The following is a 22,469-nucleotide window of genomic DNA, read 5'->3' on the forward strand; positions in this document are numbered from 1 at the left end:
GATGGTGAACGACGACAGGCTGAGGGACTACCTCAAGCGCGTGACGGCGGACCTGCACCGCACCCGCCGGCGCCTGACCGAGGCGGAGGAGGCGCGCCGCGAACCCATCGCGGTCGTCGCGATGAGCTGCCGCTACCCCGGCGGCGTACGGTCCCCCGAGGACCTGTGGCGCCTGGTCACCGACGGCACCGACGCCATTACCGGCTTCCCCCGCGACCGCGGCTGGGACCTCGACCACCTGGACGACCCGGAACAACTGCGCGAGGGCACCAGCCACACCGCCCTGGGCGGCTTCCTCGACGACGTCGGGCACTTCGACCCCGGGTTCTTCGGGATCTCCCCGCGCGAGGCGCTCGCGATGGACCCGCAGCAGCGGCTCCTGCTGGAAACCACCTGGGAGGCGTTCGAACGGGCCGGCATCGACCCCACGACCCTGCGGGGCAGCAGGACCGGTGTCTTCGCCGGAGTGATGTACCAGGACTACGCGGTACGGCTGCGCCAGGTCCCCGACGACGTGGCCGGCTACGTCGGCAGCGGCAGCTCCGACAGCGTCGCCTCGGGCCGCGTCGCCTACACCTTCGGACTGCAGGGCCCGGCGGTCAGCATCGACACCGCTTGCTCCTCCTCGCTGGTCGCCATCCACCTCGCCGCCCAGGCCCTGCGGGCCGGCGACTGCACCCTGGCCCTGGCCGGGGGCGCGATGGTCATGTCGACACCCGTCCCGTTCGTGGAGATGAGCCGCCAGGGCGGCCTGGCCCGGGACGGCCGCTGCAAGTCCTTCGCCGCCGCCGCCGACGGCACCGGCTGGGGCGAGGGCGTCGGCATGCTCCTGCTGGAGCGCCTCTCCGACGCCCGGCGCGACGGCCACCCGGTCCTGGCGCTGATCCGCGGCACCGCCGTCAACCAGGACGGCGCCAGCAGCAGGCTCACCGCCCCCAACGGCCCCGCCCAGCAGCGCGTCATCCGACACGCCCTGGCCAACGCCGGACTCACCCCCGCCGACGTGGACGTGGTCGAGGCGCACGGCACCGGCACCCCGCTGGGCGACCCCATCGAGGCCCAGGCCCTGCTGGCCACCTACGGGCAGGACCGAGCGGACGGTCAGCCGCTGCTGCTCGGCTCGCTGAAGTCCAACATCGGGCACACCCAGGCGGCGGCCGGTGTCGGCGGCGTCATCAAGACCGTCCTCGCCCTGCGGCACGGCACCGTCCCGCCCACCCTGCACGCCCAGGACCCGTCCCCGCAGATCGACTGGACCGCGGGCGCGGTACGCCTGGTCACCGCGAACACCCCCTGGCCCGAGACCGGACGGCCGCGCCGGGCAGCGGTCTCCTCCTTCGGCGTCAGCGGCACCAACGGACATGTCGTCCTGGAACAGGCGGACGAACCCGGGGACCCGGCAGCCCCCGCCGGGCAGGGGGAACCGGCCGCTTCGGCAGCCCAGGCAGCCCAGGCAGCCCAGGCCGATCCCGAGGACGCCGACGCCCCCGCCGGCCGGGACGCGGCCCGGCACACCCCGGACCCGGACGGCACACCGCCACCCGTCCTCCCCTGGGTGCTCTCCGGACGCACCGCCGAAGCGCTGCGCGCCCAGGCCGCACGGCTCCGCGACCACCTCGGCGCCCACCCCGGACCCGGCCCGGCCGAGGTCGGCCACGCCCTCGCGACGACCCGCGCCGCGCACGAGCACCGGGCGGTCCTGATCGGCGCCCACCCGGACGAGTTCCGGGCCGGCCTCGACGCCCTGGCCGCCGGCCGCACCGCCCCCGGCCTGGTCCGCGGCACCGCAGGAACCGGCGGCCAGGTCGCCCTGGTGTTCCCCGGACAGGGGTCCCAGTGGCCCGGCATGGCCGTCGAACTCCTCGACTCCGCCCCCGCCTTCGCCGCCCGCGTCGCGGACTGCGAGCGCGCCCTGACCCCCTTCGTCGACTGGTCCCTGGACGCCGTGCTGCGCGGCGCCCCGGGCACCCCGCCGGCCGAACGCGTCGACGTGGTGCAGCCGGTGCTGTGGGCCGTCATGGTCTCCCTGGCCGCACTGTGGCGCTCCCACGGCATCACCCCCGGCGCCGTCATCGGCCACTCGCAGGGCGAGATCGCCGCGGCGTGCGTCGCCGGCGCCCTCTCCCTGGAGGACGCCGCACGCATCGTCGCCCTGCGCAGCCGGGCGATCCGCGCCCTGTCCGGCCGCGGCGGCATGGCCTCGGTGGCCCTGTCCGCCGAACAGGTCGCCGGACACCTCGCCCCCTGGGACGGCCGGCTCTCCGTCGCCGCCGTCAACGGCCCCGCCTCCACCGTCGTCTCCGGCGACACCGACGCGCTCGACGCGTTCCTCGACCGGACGGCGGCCCTGGGCATCCGCAGCCGACGCATCCCCGTCGACTACGCCTCGCACTGCGCCCACGTCGAGGACATCCGGACGGAACTGCTCGCCCAGCTGGACGGAGTGGCCCCGCGCCCGTCCGAAGTCCCGTTCTACTCCACGGTCAGCGGCGCCCTGCTGGAGGACACCTCCGTCCTGGACGCCGACTACTGGTACCGGAACCTGCGCCGGACCGTCCGCTTCGAACAGGCCACCCGCGCCCTGCTCGCCGACGGCTACCAGGTCCTGCTGGAGAGCAGCCCGCACCCGGTCCTCACCGTCGGGATGCTGGAGACCGTCGAGGACGCGGGCGCCGACGCCACCGCCGTGGGCACCCTGCGCCGCGACGACGGCGGCCCGCGCCGGTTCACCGAGTCCCTGGCCGAACTCCACCTGCGCGGAGTGTCCCCGGACTGGGACACCGTCTTCGCCGGCCGCCGCCCCGGCCGGGTGGAACTGCCCACCTACGCCTTCCAGCGCGCCCGGTACTGGCTGGAGGACGGCGCCGCGCCCGCCGCCGACGTCACCGCCGCCGGACTGGCCCCCGCGGACCATCCTCTGCTGGGCGCCGTCGTGGTCCTCGCCGACAGCGACGGCCTGCTCCTCACCGGCCGCCTGTCGGCCCGCACCCACCCGTGGCTCGCCGACCACGCCGTCGGCGGCCGGGTACTGCTCCCGGGCACCGCCTTCCTGGAACTCGCGCTCCAGGCCGGGGGCCGCGTCGGCTGCCCCCGCGTCGAGGAGTTCACCCTCGAAGCCCCCCTGGTGCTGCCCGAGCACGGCGGCACCGTGCTGCGCCTCACCGTGGGCGCCCCCGACCCTGCGGGGCACCGCCCGCTCAGCCTGCACTCCCGGCCGGACACACCCGCCGACGGCGACCCCGACGACGAGTGGACCAGGCACGCCGAAGGCGTCCTGGCCCCGGGCGGCGCGGAGGACGCCGAGGCCGACGGGCCGACGCCCTGGCCGCCGCCCGGCGCCGAACCCCTCGCCCTCGACGGACTGTACGACCGCTTCGCGACGGCCGGATTCTCCTACGGCCCCGCCTTCCAGGGCCTGCACGCGGCCTGGCGGCGCGGCGACGAGCTGTTCGCGGAGGCCGTCGTCCCCGCCCCCGACGCCGCCCGCTTCGGCCTGCACCCGGCCCTGCTGGACGCGGCCCTGCACGCCACCGGCGTGCCCGGCTCTCCCGGTGCGGACGCCCACCCCGAGGGGCGGCTGCCGTTCTCCTGGAACGGCGTGACCCTGCATGCCACCGGCGCCGGCGCGATCCGCGTCCGGCTCGCCCCGGCCGGACCCGACGCGGTGACGCTCGCCGTCGCCGACGCGACCGGTGCCCCCGTGGCGACCGTGGACGCGCTGGTCCTGCGGCCCGCCGGCACCCTCGCCCTCGGCGCCGACCGCGCTCCTCGGGGCCGCCGCCACCGGGACCTCCACACGACGGAGTGGGTCACCGCACCCCCGCGCGGCAGCGGCGCGCCCGTCCACCGCGCCGCGGACCTGGCCACGCTGCTGGCCGCCGTCGACGCCGGAGCCCCGGTGCCCGACACGGTCCTGCTCACCCGCGCGGAGCCCGCGTCGGCGGCCGGACCGGCCGCTGCGGTCCACGCGGCCGTCCACCAGGCCCTCGCCGACGTCCGGACCTGGCTCGCCGACGACCGCTTCGCCGGCTCGCGCCTGGTGTTCGCCACCCGGGGCGCGGTCAGCGCCGGGGAGGGGGAGGACGTACGCAACCCCGCGCACAGCGCGCTCTGGGGGCTGGTCCGCTCGGCCCGGTCCGAACACCCCGGGCGCTTCGCCCTGCTCGACCTCGACGCCGACGACGAGCACGGCACCTCCACGGGCGTCGCCGCGGCCCTCGCCTCGGGGGAACCGGAGTCCGCGGTCCGCGGCGGCGACGTCCGCGTACCCCGGCTGGTCCGGGCCCTCAGGGACGACCCGCCCCCCGCAGACAAGGCGCACGAGCCGGACGAGCCGGACGAGGCGGCCGGCCCCCTCCGGGCCTTCGACCCGGACGGCACGGTCCTCATCACCGGCGGCACCGGCCTGCTCGGCTCCCACGTCGCCCGCCGCCTGGTCACCGGACACGGCGTCCGGCACCTGCTGCTGCTCTCCCGCGGCGGCCCGGCCGCTGCCGGAGCCGGGGAACTGCGGGCCGAACTCGCCGCACTGGGGGCCGAGACCGCCGTCGTCGCCTGCGACGCGGCCGACCGGGCCGCCCTGGCCGCCGTACTCGCGGACCTGCCGTCCGCGCACCCGCTGACCGCCGTGGTCCACACCGCGGGCACCCTCGACGACGGCGTCGTCACCGCACTCACCCCCGAACGCGTGGACGCCGTACTGCGCCCGAAGGTCGATGCCGCCCTCCACCTGCACGACCTGACCCGCGACCTCGACCTCACGCACTTCGTGCTCTTCTCCTCGGCCGCGGGCACCTTCGGCGGCCCCGGACAGGCCAACTACGCCGCCGCCAACGCCTTCCTCGACGCCCTCGCCGTCCAGCGCCGGGCGGCGGGCCTGGCCGGCCAGTCCCTGGCCTGGACCCTGTGGGAACAGCCCAGCGCCCTCACCGGACACCTGGCCGAGGACGATGTACGACGCCTCGCCCGGTCCGGGATGCCGCCGCTCTCCACCGAGCGGGGACTCGCGCTCTTCGACACCGCCCTCACCGTGGACCGGGCCACCCTGGTCCCGATGCGCCTCGACACCGCGGCCCTGCGGTCCGCCGCCGCGGACGGCACCCTGCCGCCGCTGCTGCGCGGCCTGGTGCGGACACCGCCGCGCCGGGCGGCCACGGCCGCGGAGGCCGACGACAACGCCCTGCGCCGGCGCCTCGCGGCCCTCGACGTCGGAGGACGGACCCGGCTGCTCCTCGAACTCGTCCGCACCCACGCGGCAGCCGTCCTCGGCCACACCTCCCCGGACACCCTCGACCCCGGACGGGCCTTCCGCGAGCTGGGATTCGACTCGCTGGCCTCGGTGGAACTGCGCAACCGCCTGAACACCGCCACCGGCCTGCGGCTGCCCACCGGCCTGGTGTTCGACCACCCGACCCCGGCGGCGCTCGCGGACTTCCTGGGCGCCGGGCTCACGGACACGGAAACGGCCGCCACCCCCTCCGCACCCGCGTCCGTACCCGCGAGGCTGGCCGGCCGGGACGGGGACGCGGACGACGACCGGATCGCGATCGTCTCCGCGGCCTGCCGCCTCCCCGGCGGTGTCCGCTCCCCCGAGGAGCTGTGGCGGATGCTGGCCGAGGGCCGCGACGGCATCTCCGGGTTCCCCACCGACCGGGGCTGGAGCCTGGACACGCTCTACGACCCCGATCCCGACCGCGTCGGCACCTCCATCACCCGTGAGGGCGGCTTCCTCCACGACGCGGCCGACTTCGACGCGGAGTTCTTCGGCATCTCGCCGCGCGAGGCCCTGGCCATGGACCCGCAGCAGCGGCTGCTCCTGGAGATCACCTGGGAACTCTTCGAGCGCGCGGCCATCGACCCGTCCACCCTGCGCGGCGCCCCGGTCGGCACGTACGTCGGCCTGATGCAGCAGGACTACGCCGCCCGGCTGCTGCCCTACATTCCCGAGGACGTCGAAGGATTCCTCGGCACCGGCAACTCGGGAAGCATCGTCTCCGGACGCCTGGCCTACTTCTTCGGCCTGGAAGGCCCCGCGGTCACCGTGGACACGGCGTGCTCGTCCTCGCTGGTGGCCCTGCACCTCGCGGTACGGGCGCTGCGATCCGGCGAATGCTCGCTGGCCCTGGCCGGCGGCGTCAACGTGATGTGCAGTCCCGAACTGTTCGTGGAGTTCAGCCGACAGGGCGGTCTGGCCCCGGACGGCCGCTGCAAGTCCTTCGCCGCGGCGGCCGACGGCACCGCCTTCGGGGAGGGCGTGGGAATGCTGTTGGTCGAGCGGTTGTCGGACGCCCGGCGCAACGGGCATCCGGTGCTGGCCGTCGTCCGTGGTTCGGCGACGAACCAGGACGGTGCGAGCAACGGCCTGACGGCGCCCAGTGGTCCGTCGCAGGGGCGGGTGATCCGCGCGGCGTTGGCGGACGCGGGGCTGACGGCGTCGGATGTGGACGTGGTGGAGGCGCACGGTACGGGGACCAGGCTGGGTGATCCGATCGAGGCGCGGGCGCTGCTGGCGACGTACGGCCAGGACCGGCCCGGTGACCGTCCGGTGTGGATCGGCTCGCTGAAGTCCAACATCGGACACACCTCGGCGGCCGCCGGTGTAGCAGGGGTCATCAAGTCGGTGCTCGCCCTGCGGCACGGGGTGATGCCGAAGACGCTGCATGTGGACGGTCCGACGCCGGAGGTGGACTGGTCGGCGGGGGCCGGCCGGCTGCTGACGGAGGCCCGCGCCTGGGACGACACGGGCCGTCCGCGCCGGGCGGGTGTGTCCGCCTTCGGCGTCAGCGGCACCAACGCCCACGTCATCCTCGAACAGGCCCCGGACGCCCCGACAGCCGCCGCAGAACGGCCCGTCGGCGAACCCGGGACACCGCAGACCGTACCCGCCGCCGTCCCCCTGCTCCTCTCGGCGCGCACTCCGGAGGCGCTGCGCGCCCAGGCCGCGGCGCTGTCGGCCCGGCTCGGAGACGGATCGGGCGTCCGCGCGGCGGACGTGGCCTTCTCCCTGGCCACGGGCCGCAGCGCGCTGGGACACCGCGCGGTGCTGGTGGGCACGGAGAAGAACCTCGCCGAGCACCTGACCGCGCTGTCACAGGGTGCTGCCGCGTCCGGTGGCGGGTTGGTCTCCGGCCGTTCGGTGTTGGTGTTTCCGGGTCAGGGTTCGCAGTGGGTGGGGATGGCTGCGGGGCTGTTGGGTGAGTCGGGGGTCTTCGCGGGGCGGATGGCGGAGTGCGGGCGGGCTCTGGAGCCTTACGTCGACTGGTCGTTGGGGGAGGCGCTGGGGTCGGAGCGGCTGCTGGCGCGGGTCGATGTGGTGCAGCCGGTGTTGTGGGCGGTGATGGTGTCGTTGGCGGAGGTGTGGGGTTCGTTCGGTGTGGTTCCGGACGCGGTGGTGGGCCACTCGCAGGGGGAGATCGCGGCCGCTTGTGTGGCGGGTGGTCTGAGTCTGGAGGACGGGGCGCGGGTGGTGGCTCTGCGTTCTCGTGCGGTGGGGGCGTTGGCGGGCCGCGGTGGTATGGCGTCGGTGCCGTTGCCGGTGGGGGAGGTGCGTGGGCGTCTGGAGAAGTGGGGCGGCCGGTTGTCGGTGGCGGCGGTCAACGGCCCGTCCTCGACGGTGGTTTCGGGTGACGCGGACGCGGTGGCGGCACTGGTGGAGGGGTTGGTGGGTGGGGGTGTGCGTGCGCGGTTGATCGAGGTGGATTACGCGTCGCATTCCTCGCATGTGGAGGAGACCCGGGAGCGGTTGCTTGCCGATCTGGCAGGCATCGTGCCTGTTTCGGGTGTGGTGCCGTTCTTCTCGACGGTGACGGGTGGCTGGCTGGACACGGGGTCTTTGGACGCCGGGTACTGGTTCCGGAATCTGCGGGAGACGGTGGAGTTCGGGAGGGCGACGGAGTCGCTGTTGGGGGAGGGTTTCCGGTTCTTCGTCGAGGCCGGTCCGCATCCGGTGCTGGGTGTGGCGGTCGGGGAGTCGGCGGAGGCGGCTGGTGCGGACGCGGCGGTGCTGGGGACGTTGCGGCGCGGGGAGGGTGGCCTGGAGCAGGTGCTGCGTGCGGTGGGCCGTGCGTGGGAACGGGGTTTGGGGGTGGACTGGTCGGGGGTGTTCCCGGGGGCGCGGCGGGTGGAGTTGCCGACGTACGCCTTCCAGCGCAGCCGCTACTGGCTCGACGTTCCGACCACGAGCTGGGACGTCGCCTCGGCGGGGCTCGCCACCACCGGGCACCCGCTGCTCGGTGCGGCGACGCGGATCGCGGACTCCGATGAGCTGCTGCTCAGCGGCCGGATCTCGCTGCGTACCCACCCCTGGCTCGCCGACCACGCGGTGTCGGGCGCCGTCCTCCTCCCCGGCACGGCCTTCCTCGAACTCGCGCTGCGCGCCGGGGCCGAGGCGGACTGCCCGGTGGTCGAGGAGCTCACCCTCGGAGCGGCGCTCGTACTCCCGGACGAGGGCGCCGTCCACCTCCAGCTCCGGGTCGCCGCGCCCGACGGCGACGGTCGCCGGAGGCTCAGCGTGTTCGCCCGTACGGCACGGGACGCCGACGCGCCCTGGACCGAGCACGCCACCGGCACCCTGGCACCCCGGCCCGCCGGGGACCCGGCCGGGGCCGCGCCCGGTCTGCTGAGCTGGCCGCCGTCCGGTGCCGAACCCGTGGACACCGGCGACCTCTACGAGCGCTTCGCCGGGGCCGGCCACCACTACGGACCCGCCTTCCGGGGCATCCGTGCCGCGTGGCTCCGGGGCGGCGAGGTGTTCGCCGAGGTGGTGCTGCCGGAGCGGCAGCACGCCGACGCCGCCGGATGCGTGCTGCACCCCGCGCTGCTGGACGCGGCCCTCCAGAGCGCCGCGCTGCTGCCCGACCAGGACGGCCGGGCCCGGTTGCCCTTCAGCTGGAACGGTGTCACCAGCGGGATCACCGGGGCCACCACGCTGCGCGTACGGCTCGCCGCCGACGCGCCGGACGCCGTGACCCTGGACGCCCACGACCTGTCCGGCCGGCGGGTGCTCGCCGTGGAGTCCCTGCTGCTGCGGCCCCCGGCCGAGGGCGGGCCGCTCTCCGCGACCGCCCACGCCGACCTGCTGTACCGCCTCGACTGGACCCCGGTCACCGAGCCGGCCGACAGCGCCGTGCCCACCTGGGGCGCCCTCGGCGGTACCGTCCCCGGCGCGGTGTCATGGCAGGACCTCGACGCCCTGGGAGCCGCCCTCGGGGCGGGCGACGCCCTTCCCGAGGTGATCGTGGCGGCCGTCGCCACCGCCGACCTGCCCGACTCCGCCGACCGGGTCCGCGCCACCGCGCACCAGGGCCTCGCCCTCGTACAGCAGTGGCTGGCCGACGAGCGGTTCGCCGCGGCCAGGCTGGCCGTGCTCACCAGGGACGCGGTCCGTACCGGCCCGGCCGACCGTCCCGTCGATCCCGCCCAGGCCGCCCTGTGGGGCCTGGTGCGCAGCGCGCGGGCCGAGCACCCCGGGCGCTTCGTCCTCATCGACGCGGCCGGGACCGGCGAGCCGGCGGACACCCTGTCCGCGGCGCTCGCCGCAGGGGAGCCCGAGCTGGCGCTGCGGACCGGCCCGCCGCTGCTGCCGCGGCTGGTCCGCGGCGGACGGGCGGACGGCACGCTGTCCCTGCCGGACGGCGCCGCCTGGCGGCTCACCACCGACGGCCGGGGCTCTCCGGAGGACATCACGGCGGAGCCCGCTCCCGAGGTTCTCGCCCCGCTGGGCAAGGGCGAGGTACGGATCGCGGTGCGCGCCGCCGGGCTGAACTTCCACGACGTCATCGCCGCGCTCGGCCTGGACCCCGACCACGAGCAGCAGGGCCTGGGCAGCGAGGGCGCCGGGACCGTCGTCGAGGTGGGCCCGGGGGTGGACGACCTGGCGCCCGGGGACCGGGTGATGGGGATCTTCGGAGGCGCGTTCGGCCCGACCGCCGTCGCCGACCGCCGTACCGTCGCCCGGATACCGGCGGGCTGGTCCTTCGCCCGCGCCGCATCCGTGCCGGTGGTGTTCCTCACCGCCTACTACAGCCTGTTCGATCTCGGGGGACTGCGGCGCGGGGAATCGGTCCTGGTCCACGCCGGAGCCGGCGGCGTCGGCATGGCGGCGGTGCAGCTTGCCCGGCAGGCCGGCGCGCGGGTGTTCGCGACGGCCTCCCCCGCCAAGTGGGACGTCCTGCGGGCCGGCGGACTGGACGACGCGCACATCGCCTCGACCCGGACCACCGACTTCGCCGAGAAGTTCCTGACGGCCACCGGCGGGCGGGGCGTGGACGTCGTACTCGACAGCCTGGCAAGGGAGTTCGTCGACGCCGGTCTGCGGCTGCTGCCGAACGGCGGCCGGTTCGTGGAGCTGGGCAAGACCGACGTCCGCGACCCCGGGACGGTCGCCCGGCAGCACCCCGGAGTGCGCTACCGGGCGTTCGACCTGATGGAGGCCGGTCCGGAGCGCATCGGCGAGATGCTTGCCGACGTCCTGCGCCTGTTCGGGCAGGGAGCGCTGCGTCCCCTGCCCGTCACCGGCTGGGACGTCCGGCAGGCCCCGGCCGCCCTGCGCTCGCTCGGCCAGGCCCGGGGCGTCGGCAAGAACGTCCTGCTGCTGCCCGCTCCGCCGGACCCCGAGGGGACCGTCCTGGTCACCGGGGGCACCGGCACCCTGGGCCGGCTCCTGGCCCGGCACCTGGTCGTCGCGCACGGCGCCCGGCACCTGCTGCTGGCCGGCCGCCGGGGCGGCTCCGCCGACGGAATGCCGGAGCTGGTGCGGGAACTGACCGGGCTCGGGGCGTCGGTGACCGTCGCCGCCTGCGACGTCGCCGACCGCGCCGCGCTCGCCGCCCTGCTCGGGTCGGTGCCCGCCGCGTACCCGCTCACCGCCGTCGTCCACGCGGCCGGTGTCCTGGACGACGCCACGATCGCCGGGCTGACCCCGGACCGGCTCGACCGCGTCCTGCGGCCCAAGGCGGACGCGGCGCTGGCCCTGCACGAACTCACCCGGGACCTCGACCTCGCGGCGCTGGTCCTCTTCTCCTCGGGCGCCGCCCAGTTCGGCGCGGCCGGACAGGCGAACTACGCCGCCGCCAACGCGGTCCTCGACGCCCTCGCCGCCGAACGCCGGAACGAAGGGCTGCCCGGCCTGTCCATCGGGTGGGGCCTGTGGGAGGAGCGCAGCGAGATGACCGCCGCGGTCACCTCGGGCCGGGGCGCGGGGGCGGGCGCGCTGACCTCGGCGGAGGGCCTCGCCCTGTTCGACGCGGCGCTCGGCTCCCCGTACGCCTACCGGCTCGCGGCCAGGATCGCCCCGTCCGTGCTGAGGGCGGACGATCGGCTGCCCGCCGTGCTCCGCGGCCTGGTCCGCCCCGCCCGCACCGGCGCCGCCCCCGCCGCGGAACCGGCCCGCTCGATGGCGCGGCAGCTCGCCGAGCTGCCCGAGGCCGAGCTGCACCGGACCCTGCTCGACCTGGTGCGCGGCACCGCGGCGGCGGTGCTCGGCCACAGTTCGCCCGACCTGATCCGCCCGGCCCGCCCGTTCAAGGACGTCGGCTTCGACTCCCTCACCGGGGTCGAACTGCGCAACCGGCTGGCCTCGTCGACCGGGCTGCGGCTGCCGGCCGCGCTCGTCTTCGACCATCCCACCCCTGAGGCGCTGGCGCGCCACCTCGCCGAGCGGGCCACCGCCGCCCGCCCGACGGGCGACGCGGCGGTCCGGGCCGGGCTCGACACCCTGGAGACCCTGCTCGACGCTCTGCCGCCGGGCGGCGTCAGCGACGAACTCGCGGCCCGGATACGGGAGGTGCTGGCCCGCTCGCTGCCCGGCGGGACGCCGGACACCGCCGTCCGCCCCACGGACGGCGTGGACGGCGTGGACGACGCGGACGACCTGGCCCCCGAGCTGATCGAGGCGGCCAGCGACGACGAGGTGTTCGACTACATCGACCGGCAGTTGGGGTCCGCGTGACCAGGGCACCGGTCCGCGTATCCCGCGTATCCCGAGACGAGACCCGAGCAGCCCGAGACGAAAGCAGCGGTGTCCAGTGAGCGACCAGAGGATGCGTGACTACCTCAACCGGGTGACCATCGATCTGCGGAACACCCGGCAGCGGCTGCGGGAGGCCGAGGCCCGCACGAGCGAGCCCATCGCGATCGTGTCCATGGCCTGCCGCTTCCCCGGCGGTGTCCGCACCCCGGAAGACCTGTGGGAACTGCTCGCCGAAGGCCGCGACACCGTAGCGGGCGTCCCCGGCGACCGGGGCTGGGAGACCGTCTGGCCGTCCGGCGGCACGGTTCCGGGACAGGGGGCGTTCCTGGACGGCGCGGCGGACTTCGACCCGGAGTTCTTCGGCATCTCGCCGCGCGAGGCGGTCGCGATGGACCCGCAGCAGCGGCTCCTGCTGATGACCGCGTGGGAGGCCGTCGAGCAGGCCGGCATCGACCCGCTCACCCTGCGGGGCAGCCGCACCGGGGTGTACGCCGCGGCCATCGACCAGGGGTACGCGACGCTGGGCTCCGGCGCCGCCGAAGCCGTCCAGGGGTTCCTGATGACGGGGAACTCGATGAGCGTGGTGTCCGGGCGGGTGTCCTACGCGCTCGGTCTCGAAGGCCCCGCCGTCACCGTGGACACCGCCTGTTCGGCCTCGCTGGTGGCGCTGCACCTCGCGGCGCGGGCCCTGCGGGCCGGTGAGTGCTCGCTCGCGCTCGCCGGTGGTGTCAGCGTGATGGCGCTGCCCGCGGTGTTCGTCGAGTTCAGCCGACAGGGCGCAATGTCTCCCGACGGCCGCTGCAAGCCATTCGCGGCGGCCGCGGACGGCACCGGCTGGGGCGAGGGCGTGGGGATGCTGCTGCTGGAGCGGCTGTCGGAGGCGCGTCGCAACGGCCACCCGGTGCTGGCCGTGCTGCGCGGCTCGGCGATCAACCAGGACGGCGCGAGCAACGGCCTGACCGCCCCCAACGGCCCCTCCCAGCAACGCGTGATCCAGGCGGCGCTCGCCGACGCGGGCGTGACCGCGTCCGAGGTGGACGCGGTGGAGGCGCACGGCACCGGCACCGTCCTCGGCGACCCCATCGAGGCCGACGCGCTGCTGGCCACCTACGGCCAGGACCGGCCGGCCGACCGGCCGTTGTGGCTGGGGTCGCTGAAGTCGAACATCGGGCACACCCAGGCCGCCGCCGGAGTCGCCGGGGTCATCAAGACGGTCCTCGCGCTGCGGCACGGTGCCCTGCCGCGCACCCTGCACGTGGACTCGCCCACTCCACACGCCGACTGGTCCTCGGGCGCCGTCCGGCTCCTCACCGAGGCCCGCGACTGGCCCGCCGTCGACCGGCCGCGCCGGGCGGGGGTGTCCTCGTTCGGCATGAGCGGCACCAACGCGCACGTCGTCCTCGAACAGGCACCGGAGCCGGAACCGGCCGACGGGCCGGACACCGCGGCCGGGCCGAGCGCGGGAACCGGTGCGGTGCCCGCGGCCGGGCCGTCGGCGGATCCCGCGGACGCGCCCGGGGCAGTGTCGGCCTGGGTGCTGTCCGGCCGCACCGCGTCCGCGCTCGGGGACCAAGCGGCCCGGCTGCGCGCCCGGCTCGCCGCGGACGCGCCCGCACGGCCGGCCGACATCGGGTTCTCGCTGGCGACCACCCGGTCCGCCTTCGAACACCGGGCCGTGGTGATCGGCGACGGGCACCAGGCACTGCTGAACGGGCTCGCCGCCCTGTCCGGACCGGGCGGCACGGGCCTCCTCCCCACCGCCCCGGCTCCCGCCCCGGCTCCCGCCCCGGACCTGGCTTCCGCCCCGGCCACGCCCGCTGACGTCGTCACGGGCACCGGCCGGGTCGTCGAGGGCCGGACGGCCCTGGTGTTCCCCGGCCAGGGCTCCCAGTGGGCCGGAATGGCACGGGACCTGCTCGCCGCCAGTCCCGCCTTCCGGAACAGCCTCGCCGCCTGCGACGCCGCCCTCTCCGCCCATGTCGACTGGCGGCTCCCCGCCGTGCTGGAGGGCGCGCCCGGGGCACCCTCCCTGGAACGGGTGGACGTGGTGCAGCCGGTGCTGTGGGCGGTGATGGTGTCCCTGGCCGCGCACTGGGAGTCCTGGGGCGTCCGGCCCGACGCCGTGGTCGGGCACAGCCAGGGAGAGATCGCCGCCGCCGTGGTGGCGGGAGCGCTGAGTCTGGACGACGGCGCGAAGGTGGTCGCCCTGCGCAGCCGGGCCATCCGGGCGCTGGCCGGACTCGGCGGCATGGTCGCGGTGTCCCTGCCCGAGGACGAGGTACGCGCCGAGATCGCCCCCTGGGCCGAGAAGCTGTCGGTGGCCGCCGTCAACGGGCCCGCCGCCGTGGTGGTCTCGGGGGAGACCCGGGCCCTGGCCGAACTGCTCGCCCACTGCGCCGCACGGGGCTTACGGGCCCGGTCCGTGCCCGTGGACTACGCCTCGCACTCGGCCCAGGTCGAACGGATCAGGTCCGAGGTGCTGACAGCGCTGGCCGGGATACGCCCGCTCCCGGCCCGGACACCGCTGTTCTCCACCGTCACCGGCGACCGGCTCGACACCACGGCCATGGACGCCGACTACTGGTACCGCAACCTCCGCGGGACCGTCCGCTTCGACGCGGCCGTACGCTCCCTGATCGGGCAGGGCCACGAGGTCTTCGTCGAGGTGTCGCCGCACCCGGTGCTGACCATGGCCCTCCAGGACACCGCCGAGGCCGCCGGCGCCGCGGAGCCGCCCGTGGTCGTCGGCACCCTGCGCCGCGACGACGGCGGACCGCGCCGGGCCCTGCGCTCGGCCGCCGAACTGTGGGTGGCGGGCGCGGCCGTCGACTGGTCCGCGGTGTACGCCGGCACCGGCGCCCGCCCGACCGCCCTGCCCGCCTACCCCTTCCAGCTGCGGCGCTACTGGCTGGAGCCGGAGGCGGCGCCCGGCACCGGACCGGCCGCCGCCGACCCGCACGACACGGCCTTCTGGCACATGGTCGACCACGACGCCCCGGCCGAGATCGCCGCCCGCCTCGCCGTCGACGAGGACGCCCTCACCCCCCTGCTGCCGGCCCTGCGCGACTGGCGCGCACAGCGGCGCGACGAGAGCGTCATCGACTCCTGGCGCTACCGCATCGGCTGGCAGCCCCTGCCCGACCCGCCGGCCGCCGTCCCCGCCGCCGGCACCTGGCTCGTCGTCCTGCCCGCCGGACACGACGAGACACGGGTGCGGGGTCCGCTGCTCGCCCTCGCCGAAGCGGGCGCCACCGTCGTCACGGCGGAACTCACCTCCGACGCCGTCCGCCGCACGGACCTCGCGGACACGCTCACCACCGCGCTCGGCGACCTCGTCCCGACGGGCGTGCTGTCGCTGCTGGCCGCCGCCGACCGGCCCCACCCCGACCACCCGGCCCTGCCCACCGGGACGGCACTCACCGTCGCCCTGGTGCAGGCCCTGGGCGACCTCGCCCTCACGGCACCGCTGTGGTGCGCCACCGACGGGGCCGTGTCCACGGGCCCGGACGACCCGGTCACCCACCCCCGTCAGGCACTGGTCTGGGGCACCGGACTGGTGGCCGCGCTGGAGCTGTCCGCCCGCTGGGGTGGACTCATCGACCTGCCGCCGGACCTCGACGCCCGCGCCAGGGCCCGGCTCGCCGCCGTACTGACGGCCTCCGGACCCGGCACGGACGGCGCCGGCCGCGAGGACCAGCTCGCCCTGCGCCCCACCGGCATTCTGGCCCGCCGCCTCCGGCGCGCCCCCCGGAGTGACAGCCCTGTACGGCACTGGAAGCCCCGCGGCACCGTCCTGCTGACCGGCGGCACCGGAGCCGTCGGCCCGCACCTCGCCCGCTGGCTGGCCCGCGGCGGCGCCACCCACCTCGTCCTGCCCGGCCGCCGAGGGCCGCAGGCACCCGGCGCAGCCGAACTCACCGCGGAACTGGCCGCCCTCGGCGTACGACTGACCCTGCCCGTCTGCGATCTGGCGGACCGTCAGGCCGTAGCGGCGCTGCTCACCGGCCTGGAGACGGCGGGCGACCCGGTCACCGCGGTCGTCCACGCGGCCGCCTTCGTCGCGCTCGCCCCCCTGGACGGCACACCGATGTCCGCGTTCGAGCAGATCGTCGCCGCCAAGGCCGCCGGAGCCGAACACCTCGACGCCCTGCTCGACCGCGAACTCGATGCCTTCGTCCTGTTCTCCTCGATCGCCGGGGTCTGGGGCAGCGGCGACCACGGTGCCTACGCCGCGGCCAACGCCTACCTCGGCGCCCTGGCCCAGCACCGCCGGGCCCGCGGCCTCACCGCCACCACCATCGACTGGGGCATCTGGCAGGCCGAGAACCCCTGGCAGGACCGCACCGCCGGAGAGGACGCCGACCTGTTCAAACTGGAGCAGCACGGTCTGCCCCGGATCGCCCCCGACCTCGCCGTCCACGCCCTGCGCCAGGCACTGGACGACGACGAGACCCAACTCGCCGTCGCCGACGTCGACTGGGAGCGGTTCGCCGCCGTCTTCACCTCCACCCGCCCCAGCCCGCTGCTCACCGGGATCCCCGAAGCCCGCCGCGCTCTGGAGGCCGCGACCGGAGACCCGGAGGCACCCGCCGCCGCACTGCTGCGCGGGCGGCTCGCCGCCCTCGGCGAGTCCGAACAGCACCGCCTGCTGCTCGACCTGGTCCGCACCCACGCCGCAGCCGTCCTCGGCCATGCCACGGTGGACGCGATCCGGCCCGGCAGGGCCTTCCAGGACATGGGCTTCGCCTCCCTCACCGCGGTCGAACTCCGCAACCGGCTCAACACCGCCACCGGACTGCGGCTGCCCTCCACCCTGATCTTCGACCACCCGTCCTCCACCGCGCTCGCCAAGGAGATCCGCACCGCACTGTTCGGCCGGCAGGCCACCGAGCAGCGCCCCCTCGACCCGGACCGCTCCGGCCAGGACGCCGCCGCGCATCCACCCGGGCCCGACGACGAGCCGATCGCGATCGTGTCCATGGCCTGCCGCTTCCCCGGCGGCATCGGCACCCCCGAAGACCTGTGGCGCCTGCTCGCCGACGGCGGCGACGCCGTCTCGGACCTCCCCACCGACCGGGGCTGGGACATCGAAGCCCTCTACGACCCCGACCCCGACCACCCCGGCACCTCGACGACCCGGCGGGGCGGCTTCCTCCACGACGCGGCCGACTTCGACGCGGAGTTCTTCGGCATCTCGCCGCGCGAGGCCCTGGCCATGGACCCGCAGCAGCGGCTGCTCCTGGAGACCACCTGGGAGGCGATCGAGCGCGCGGCCATCGACCCGGTCACCCTGCGCGGCAGCCGCACCGGAGTGTTCACCGGCGTCAACTACGCCGACTACGCGGCCGTCGTCGCCCGGTCGGAGGAGGGGGACGGCCACCTGCTCACCGGCAGCGCACCCAGCGTCGTGTCCGGCCGGGTCGCCTACACCCTGGGCCTCGAAGGCCCCGCGGTGACCATCGACACGGCCTGCTCCTCCTCACTCGTCGCCCTGCACCTCGCCGGCCGGGCGCTGCGCGGCGGCGACTGCTCCCTCGCGCTGGTCGGCGGCGTCGCCGTGATGGCGACCCCCGGCGCCCTCATCAGCTTCTCCCGGCAGCGGGGACTCGCCGAGGACGGCCGCTGCAAGGCGTTCTCGGACGACGCGGACGGCATGGGCATGGGCGAAGGGGTCGGCGTCCTGCTGCTGGAGCGGCTGTCGGACGCCCGCCGCAACGGACATCCGGTACTGGCGGTGGTACGCGGCTCGGCCGTCAACCAGGACGGCGCGAGCAACGGCCTCTCCGCCCCCAACGGGCCGTCGCAGCAGCGGGTGATCCGTGCGGCGTTGGCGGACGCGGGGCTGACCCCCTCCGAGGTGGACGTGGTGGAGGCGCACGGCACCGGCACCGCCCTCGGCGACCCCATCGAGGCCCAGGCGCTGCTGGCCACGTACGGCCAGGACCGGCCCGCCGACCGGCCCCTGCTGGTCGGCTCCCTCAAGTCCAACCTCGGCCACGCCCAGGCGGCTTCGGGGGTGGCAGGGGTCATCAAGACGGTGCTGTCCATGCGGCACGCGCAGGTGCCCCGCACCCTGCACGTCGGCAGGCCCTCCGGTCACGTCGACTGGACACGCGGAGCGCTGGCCCTCGCGACCGAGCAGCGGCCCTGGCCGTCCCACGGTCGCGCCTTCCGGGCCGGAGTGTCCTCCTTCGGCCTGAGCGGCACCAACGTCCACACCATCCTCGAACACACCCCCTCGAAGACGACGCCCCGACGGCCGAGCGCACCCCTCTGCCGGCGGTGCCCTGGCTGCTGTCGGCGAAGAGCCCGCGGGCACTGCGCGCCCAGGCCGACCGCCTACGCCGCCACCTGGACGGCGGCCCCGCACCCGACCCGCGTGACATCGGGGCGGCCCTGCACGCACGCACCGCCTTCGAGTACCGGAAGGCACTGATCGGAGACCGGGACCAACTCCACGCCCTGCTGGGGCAGATGGCCGACGAGGACTCGGAAGCGTGGGACGGCGGTCGCCCGGTCGACGGTCGTTCGGTGTTGGTGTTTCCGGGTCAGGGTTCGCAGTGGGTGGGGATGGCTGCGGGGCTGTTGGGTGAGTCGGGGGTTTTTGCGGGGCGGATGGCGGAGTGTGGGCGGGCTCTGGCGCCTTATGTGGATTGGTCGTTGGGGGAGGCGCTGGGTTCGGAGGGGTTGCTGGGGCGGGTTGATGTGGTGCAGCCGGTGTTGTGGGCGGTGATGGTGTCGTTGGCGGGGGTGTGGGGTTCGTTCGGTGTGGTTCCTGATGCGGTGGTGGGTCACTCGCAGGGGGAGATCGCGGCTGCGTGTGTGGCGGGTGGTCTGAGTCTGGAGGACGGGGCGCGGGTGGTCGCGTTGCGTTCTCGTGCGGTGGGGGCGTTGGCGGGCCGCGGTGGTATGGCGTCGGTGCCGTTGCCGGTGGATGTGGTGCGGGAGCGTATCGCCTCGTGGGGTGGGCGGTTGTCGGTGGCGGCGGTGAACGGGCCGTCGTCGTCGGTGGTTTCGGGTGACGCGGACGCGGTCTCGGCGTTGGTGGAGGGGTTGGTCGGGGAGGGTGTGCGGGCGCGGTTGATCGAGGTGGATTACGCGTCGCATTCCTCGCATGTGGAGGAGATCCGGGAGCGGTTGCTTGCCGATCTGGCAGGCATCGTGCCTGTTTCGGGTGTGGTGCCGTTCTTCTCGACGGTGACGGGTGGCTGGCTGGACACGGGGTCTTTGGATGCCGGGTACTGGTTCCGGAATCTGCGGGAGACGGTGGAGTTCGGGCGGGCGACGGAGTCGCTGTTGGGGGAGGGTTTCCGGTTCTTCGTGGAGGCCAGCCCGCATCCGGTGCTGGGTGTGGCGGTGGGGGAGTCGGTGGAGGCGGCTGGTGCGGACGCGGCGGTGCTGGGGACGTTGCGGCGCGGGGAGGGTGGCCTGGAGCAGGTGTTGCGTGCGGTGGGCCGTGCGTGGGAGCGGGGACTAGGAGTGGACTGGTCGGGGGTGTTCCCGGGGGCGCGGCGGGTGGAGTTGCCGACGTACGCCTTCCAGCGCAGCCGCTACTGGCCCGAGCCGGCGCCCGTCACGGCGGCCGATGTGGGAGCGGCCGGGCTCGATCCGGCCGATCACCCCGTCCTCGGAGCGGCCGTCGAGCTGGCCGACACGGGTGAACTGCTGCTCAGCGGCCGGGTGTCGCTGCGTACCCACCCCTGGCTCGCCGACCACGCCGTGGCCGGTACGGTCCTGCTGCCCGGTGCGGCCTTCGCGGAACTCGCCGTACGCGCCGCGGACGAGGCCGGATGCCACACGGTGGAGGAACTGACGCTCCAGGCACCGCTGTTGATACCCGCCGACGCCGCCGTCCGCCTGCAAGTACGGATCGGTGCCGCGGACGCGCACGGCAGCCGCTCCCTGGACCTGTTCTCCTGCCGTGAGGACGCGACGACCCCGCAGTGGACCGCGCACGCCACCGGCGTACTCACCGCCGGCGCCACGACCCGCGAGCCGTCGCCCGCGCCCGCGCCGGACGACGCCGGCTCCTGGCCGCCGCCCGGCGCCGTCCCGGTCCCCGTCGACGACCTGTACGAGCGGTTCCACGCCTCCGGCTACGGCTACGGGACCGCCTTCCGCGGGCTCACCCGTGCCTGGCGCCGAGGTGACGAGATCTTCACCGAGGTACACCTGCCCGAGGACCAGCACCGGTCCGCCGCCGCCTTCGGCGTGCACCCCGCCCTCCTGGACGGCGCCCTCCAGGGACTGTTCCTGCGTGCTCAGCCGGAGACCGGACCGGACCCGGACCGGCCGTCCGCCGGACTGCCGTTCTCCTGGAACGGAGTCAGGCTGCACGCCTTCGGAGCCACCGCGCTCAGGGTACGGCTCGGTTTCCGGCCGGACGGCTCGGTGTCGGTCGACGCGACCGACCGGAACGGCCTCCCGGTCGCGTCGGTCGAGGCGCTCGCCGTCCGCCCGATCGACCTCGACGCCCTCCGCCCGGCGGGCGGCCCGGAATCCCTCTACCGGGTGCGGTGGTCGGCGGCGCCCGCCACCGCACCCGCCGGTCCCCCCGGCCGCTGGGCCGTCCTCGGCGGCCGGCAGCTCTTCCCGGACAGCCATCCGGACCTGGCCGCGCTCGGTGCCGCGCTGGACGGGGGAGCGCCGCCGCCCGCCGCGGTGCTGGCCTGGTGCGACCACACCCCGCACCCGCCGGGCCCGCCCGACGCCGCATCCGTGCACACCGCGCTGGAGGACGCCCTGCGGCTCGTCCAGGACTGGCTGGCCGACCCGCGGTGGGACGACGGCACCCGGCTCGTGCTCGTCACCCGGGGGGCGGTCTCCACGGCAGCCGGTGAGGAGGTCACCGATCTCACCGGCGCAGCGGTCCGCGGTCTCGTCCGCTCCGCCCAGTCCGAGCACCCGGACCGCTTCCTGCTGATCGACACCGACGACCCGGCCGCCGTGACCGGCCTGCTGCCCCGGGCACTGGCCGGAACGGAACCCCAACTGGCGATACGCGACGGACAACTCCTCGCCGCCCGTCTCACCAGGGCCATCGTCACCACGGACCCGAAGCCGGGCACGAACGCGCTCGCGGTCCCGGGCACGGACCCGGACCCGGACCCGGACCCGCCGTCCGGTGTCGCCGCGCCCGGGGGAACCGTCCTCGTCACCGGGGCCGGCGGCGCGCTCGGCGCTCTGGTGGCACAGCACCTCGTGACCGCGCACGGCGTACGGAACCTGCTGCTCGTCGGCAGGCGCGGCGCGGACGCCCCGGGTCTGGCCGGCCTCGCCGCCGAACTGCGCGGGCTCGGCGCCCGGGTGGACGTGGCGGCATGTGACGTCGCCGACCGGGACGCGCTCGCCGGCCTGCTCGCCGGCATCCCCGCGGACCGTCCGCTGAGCGCGGTCGTCCACGCGGCCGGCGTCCTGGACGACGGGACGGTCGAGTCGCTCACCCCCGCGCGGATGAGCCACGTACTGCGGCCCAAGGTCGACGGGGCTCTCCACCTGCACGCCCTCACCCGTGATCTGCCGCTGTCGGCCTTCGTCCTGTTCTCCTCCGCGTCCGCCACGGTGGGCAACGCCGGCCAGGGCAACTACGCGGCCGCCAACGCCTTCCTCGACGCCCTCGCCCAGCACCGCCGGGCCCTGGGACTGCCCGCCCAGTCACTCGCCTGGGGCCTGTGGGCACGCCGCAGCACCATGACCGGGACGCTCACCGCCGCCGACCTGCGGCGCATGTCCCGGTCAGGCACCGCGGCCATCGGCAGCGAAGAAGGTCTGGCGCTGTTCGACGCGGCCCTCACCCTGGACGAACCCCTGCTCGTGCCGGTCAAGATCGACCTCGGCCGGCTCCGGACGGCGGCCCGGACCGCACCCGTACCGGCCCTGCTCTCCGCCCTGGTCCCCGGCACCGTACGCCGCCCCGCCTCCGGGGCGGACGCCGCCGCAGCGGACTCGCTGCGCCGCCGGCTGGCCGGCCTCACCCCGGAGGAACGCGTCGCCGCCCTGCTCGACCTGGTACGGAGCCGGAGCGCCGACATCCTCGGTCACGGCGCGGCCGGGACCATCGACCCGGACCAGCCGTTCAAGGATCTCGGCTTCGACTCGCTCACCTCCGTCGAACTCCGCAACCGGCTCGGCGCCGCCACCGGTCGCAGGCTGCCCGCGACCCTGGTCTTCGACCACCCCACCCCGGCCGCCGTCGCCGCCTACCTCGCCGGGCGCCTGGTACCCGACGGGCCGGGCGGCCCCGCCGCCACCGGGAAGGCCGCCGGGGCGGCGGCCGGGACGGACCGCGAGGACCGCGAGATCAGCTCCCTGCTCGCCGCGATCCCACCCGCCGCACTGCGCCGGGCCGGCCTCCTCGACGCGCTCCTGGACCTCGCCGGCCGGCCGGAGGCACCGGCTCCCGCCGCCGACGACATCGAGGGCATGGCCGTCGACGAACTCGTCCGGATGGCCCTGGGCGGCGAACGTGACTGACCGACAGCAGCAGAAGGAGAAGCCGACT

3 protein-coding genes are annotated in these 22,469 nt (G+C 75.7%); all 3 read left to right on the top strand.

Features of this window, described 5'->3' with window-relative positions; all coding sequences use genetic code 11:
• Window position 1 precedes the first annotated feature (1 nt).
• The 3 genes from A8713_RS28275 (at window position 2) to A8713_RS34475 (ending at window position 22,441) form a co-directional block, all read left to right on the top strand.
• Window positions 2–11,947, top strand: a complete 11,946-nt coding sequence (locus A8713_RS28275; RefSeq protein WP_064536498.1) for a type I polyketide synthase — start codon at window positions 2–4, stop codon at window positions 11,945–11,947.
• 76 nt (window positions 11,948–12,023) lie between these two features.
• Window positions 12,024–18,404 carry a type I polyketide synthase gene (locus tag A8713_RS34470; RefSeq protein WP_173860920.1) on the top strand — a complete coding sequence of 2,127 codons (6,381 nt, stop codon included), beginning with the start codon at window positions 12,024–12,026 and terminating at the stop codon, window positions 18,402–18,404.
• Between the two features lie 134 nt (window positions 18,405–18,538).
• Window positions 18,539–22,441 carry a type I polyketide synthase gene (locus A8713_RS34475; protein ID WP_237305581.1) on the top strand — a complete coding sequence of 1,301 codons (3,903 nt, stop codon included), beginning with the start codon at window positions 18,539–18,541 and terminating at the stop codon, window positions 22,439–22,441.
• The last annotated feature ends 28 nt before the right edge of the window (window positions 22,442–22,469 follow it).

The sequence above is a fragment of the Streptomyces sp. SAT1 genome, from assembly GCF_001654495.1.
GTDB lineage: Bacteria > Actinomycetota > Actinomycetes > Streptomycetales > Streptomycetaceae > Streptomyces > Streptomyces andamanensis.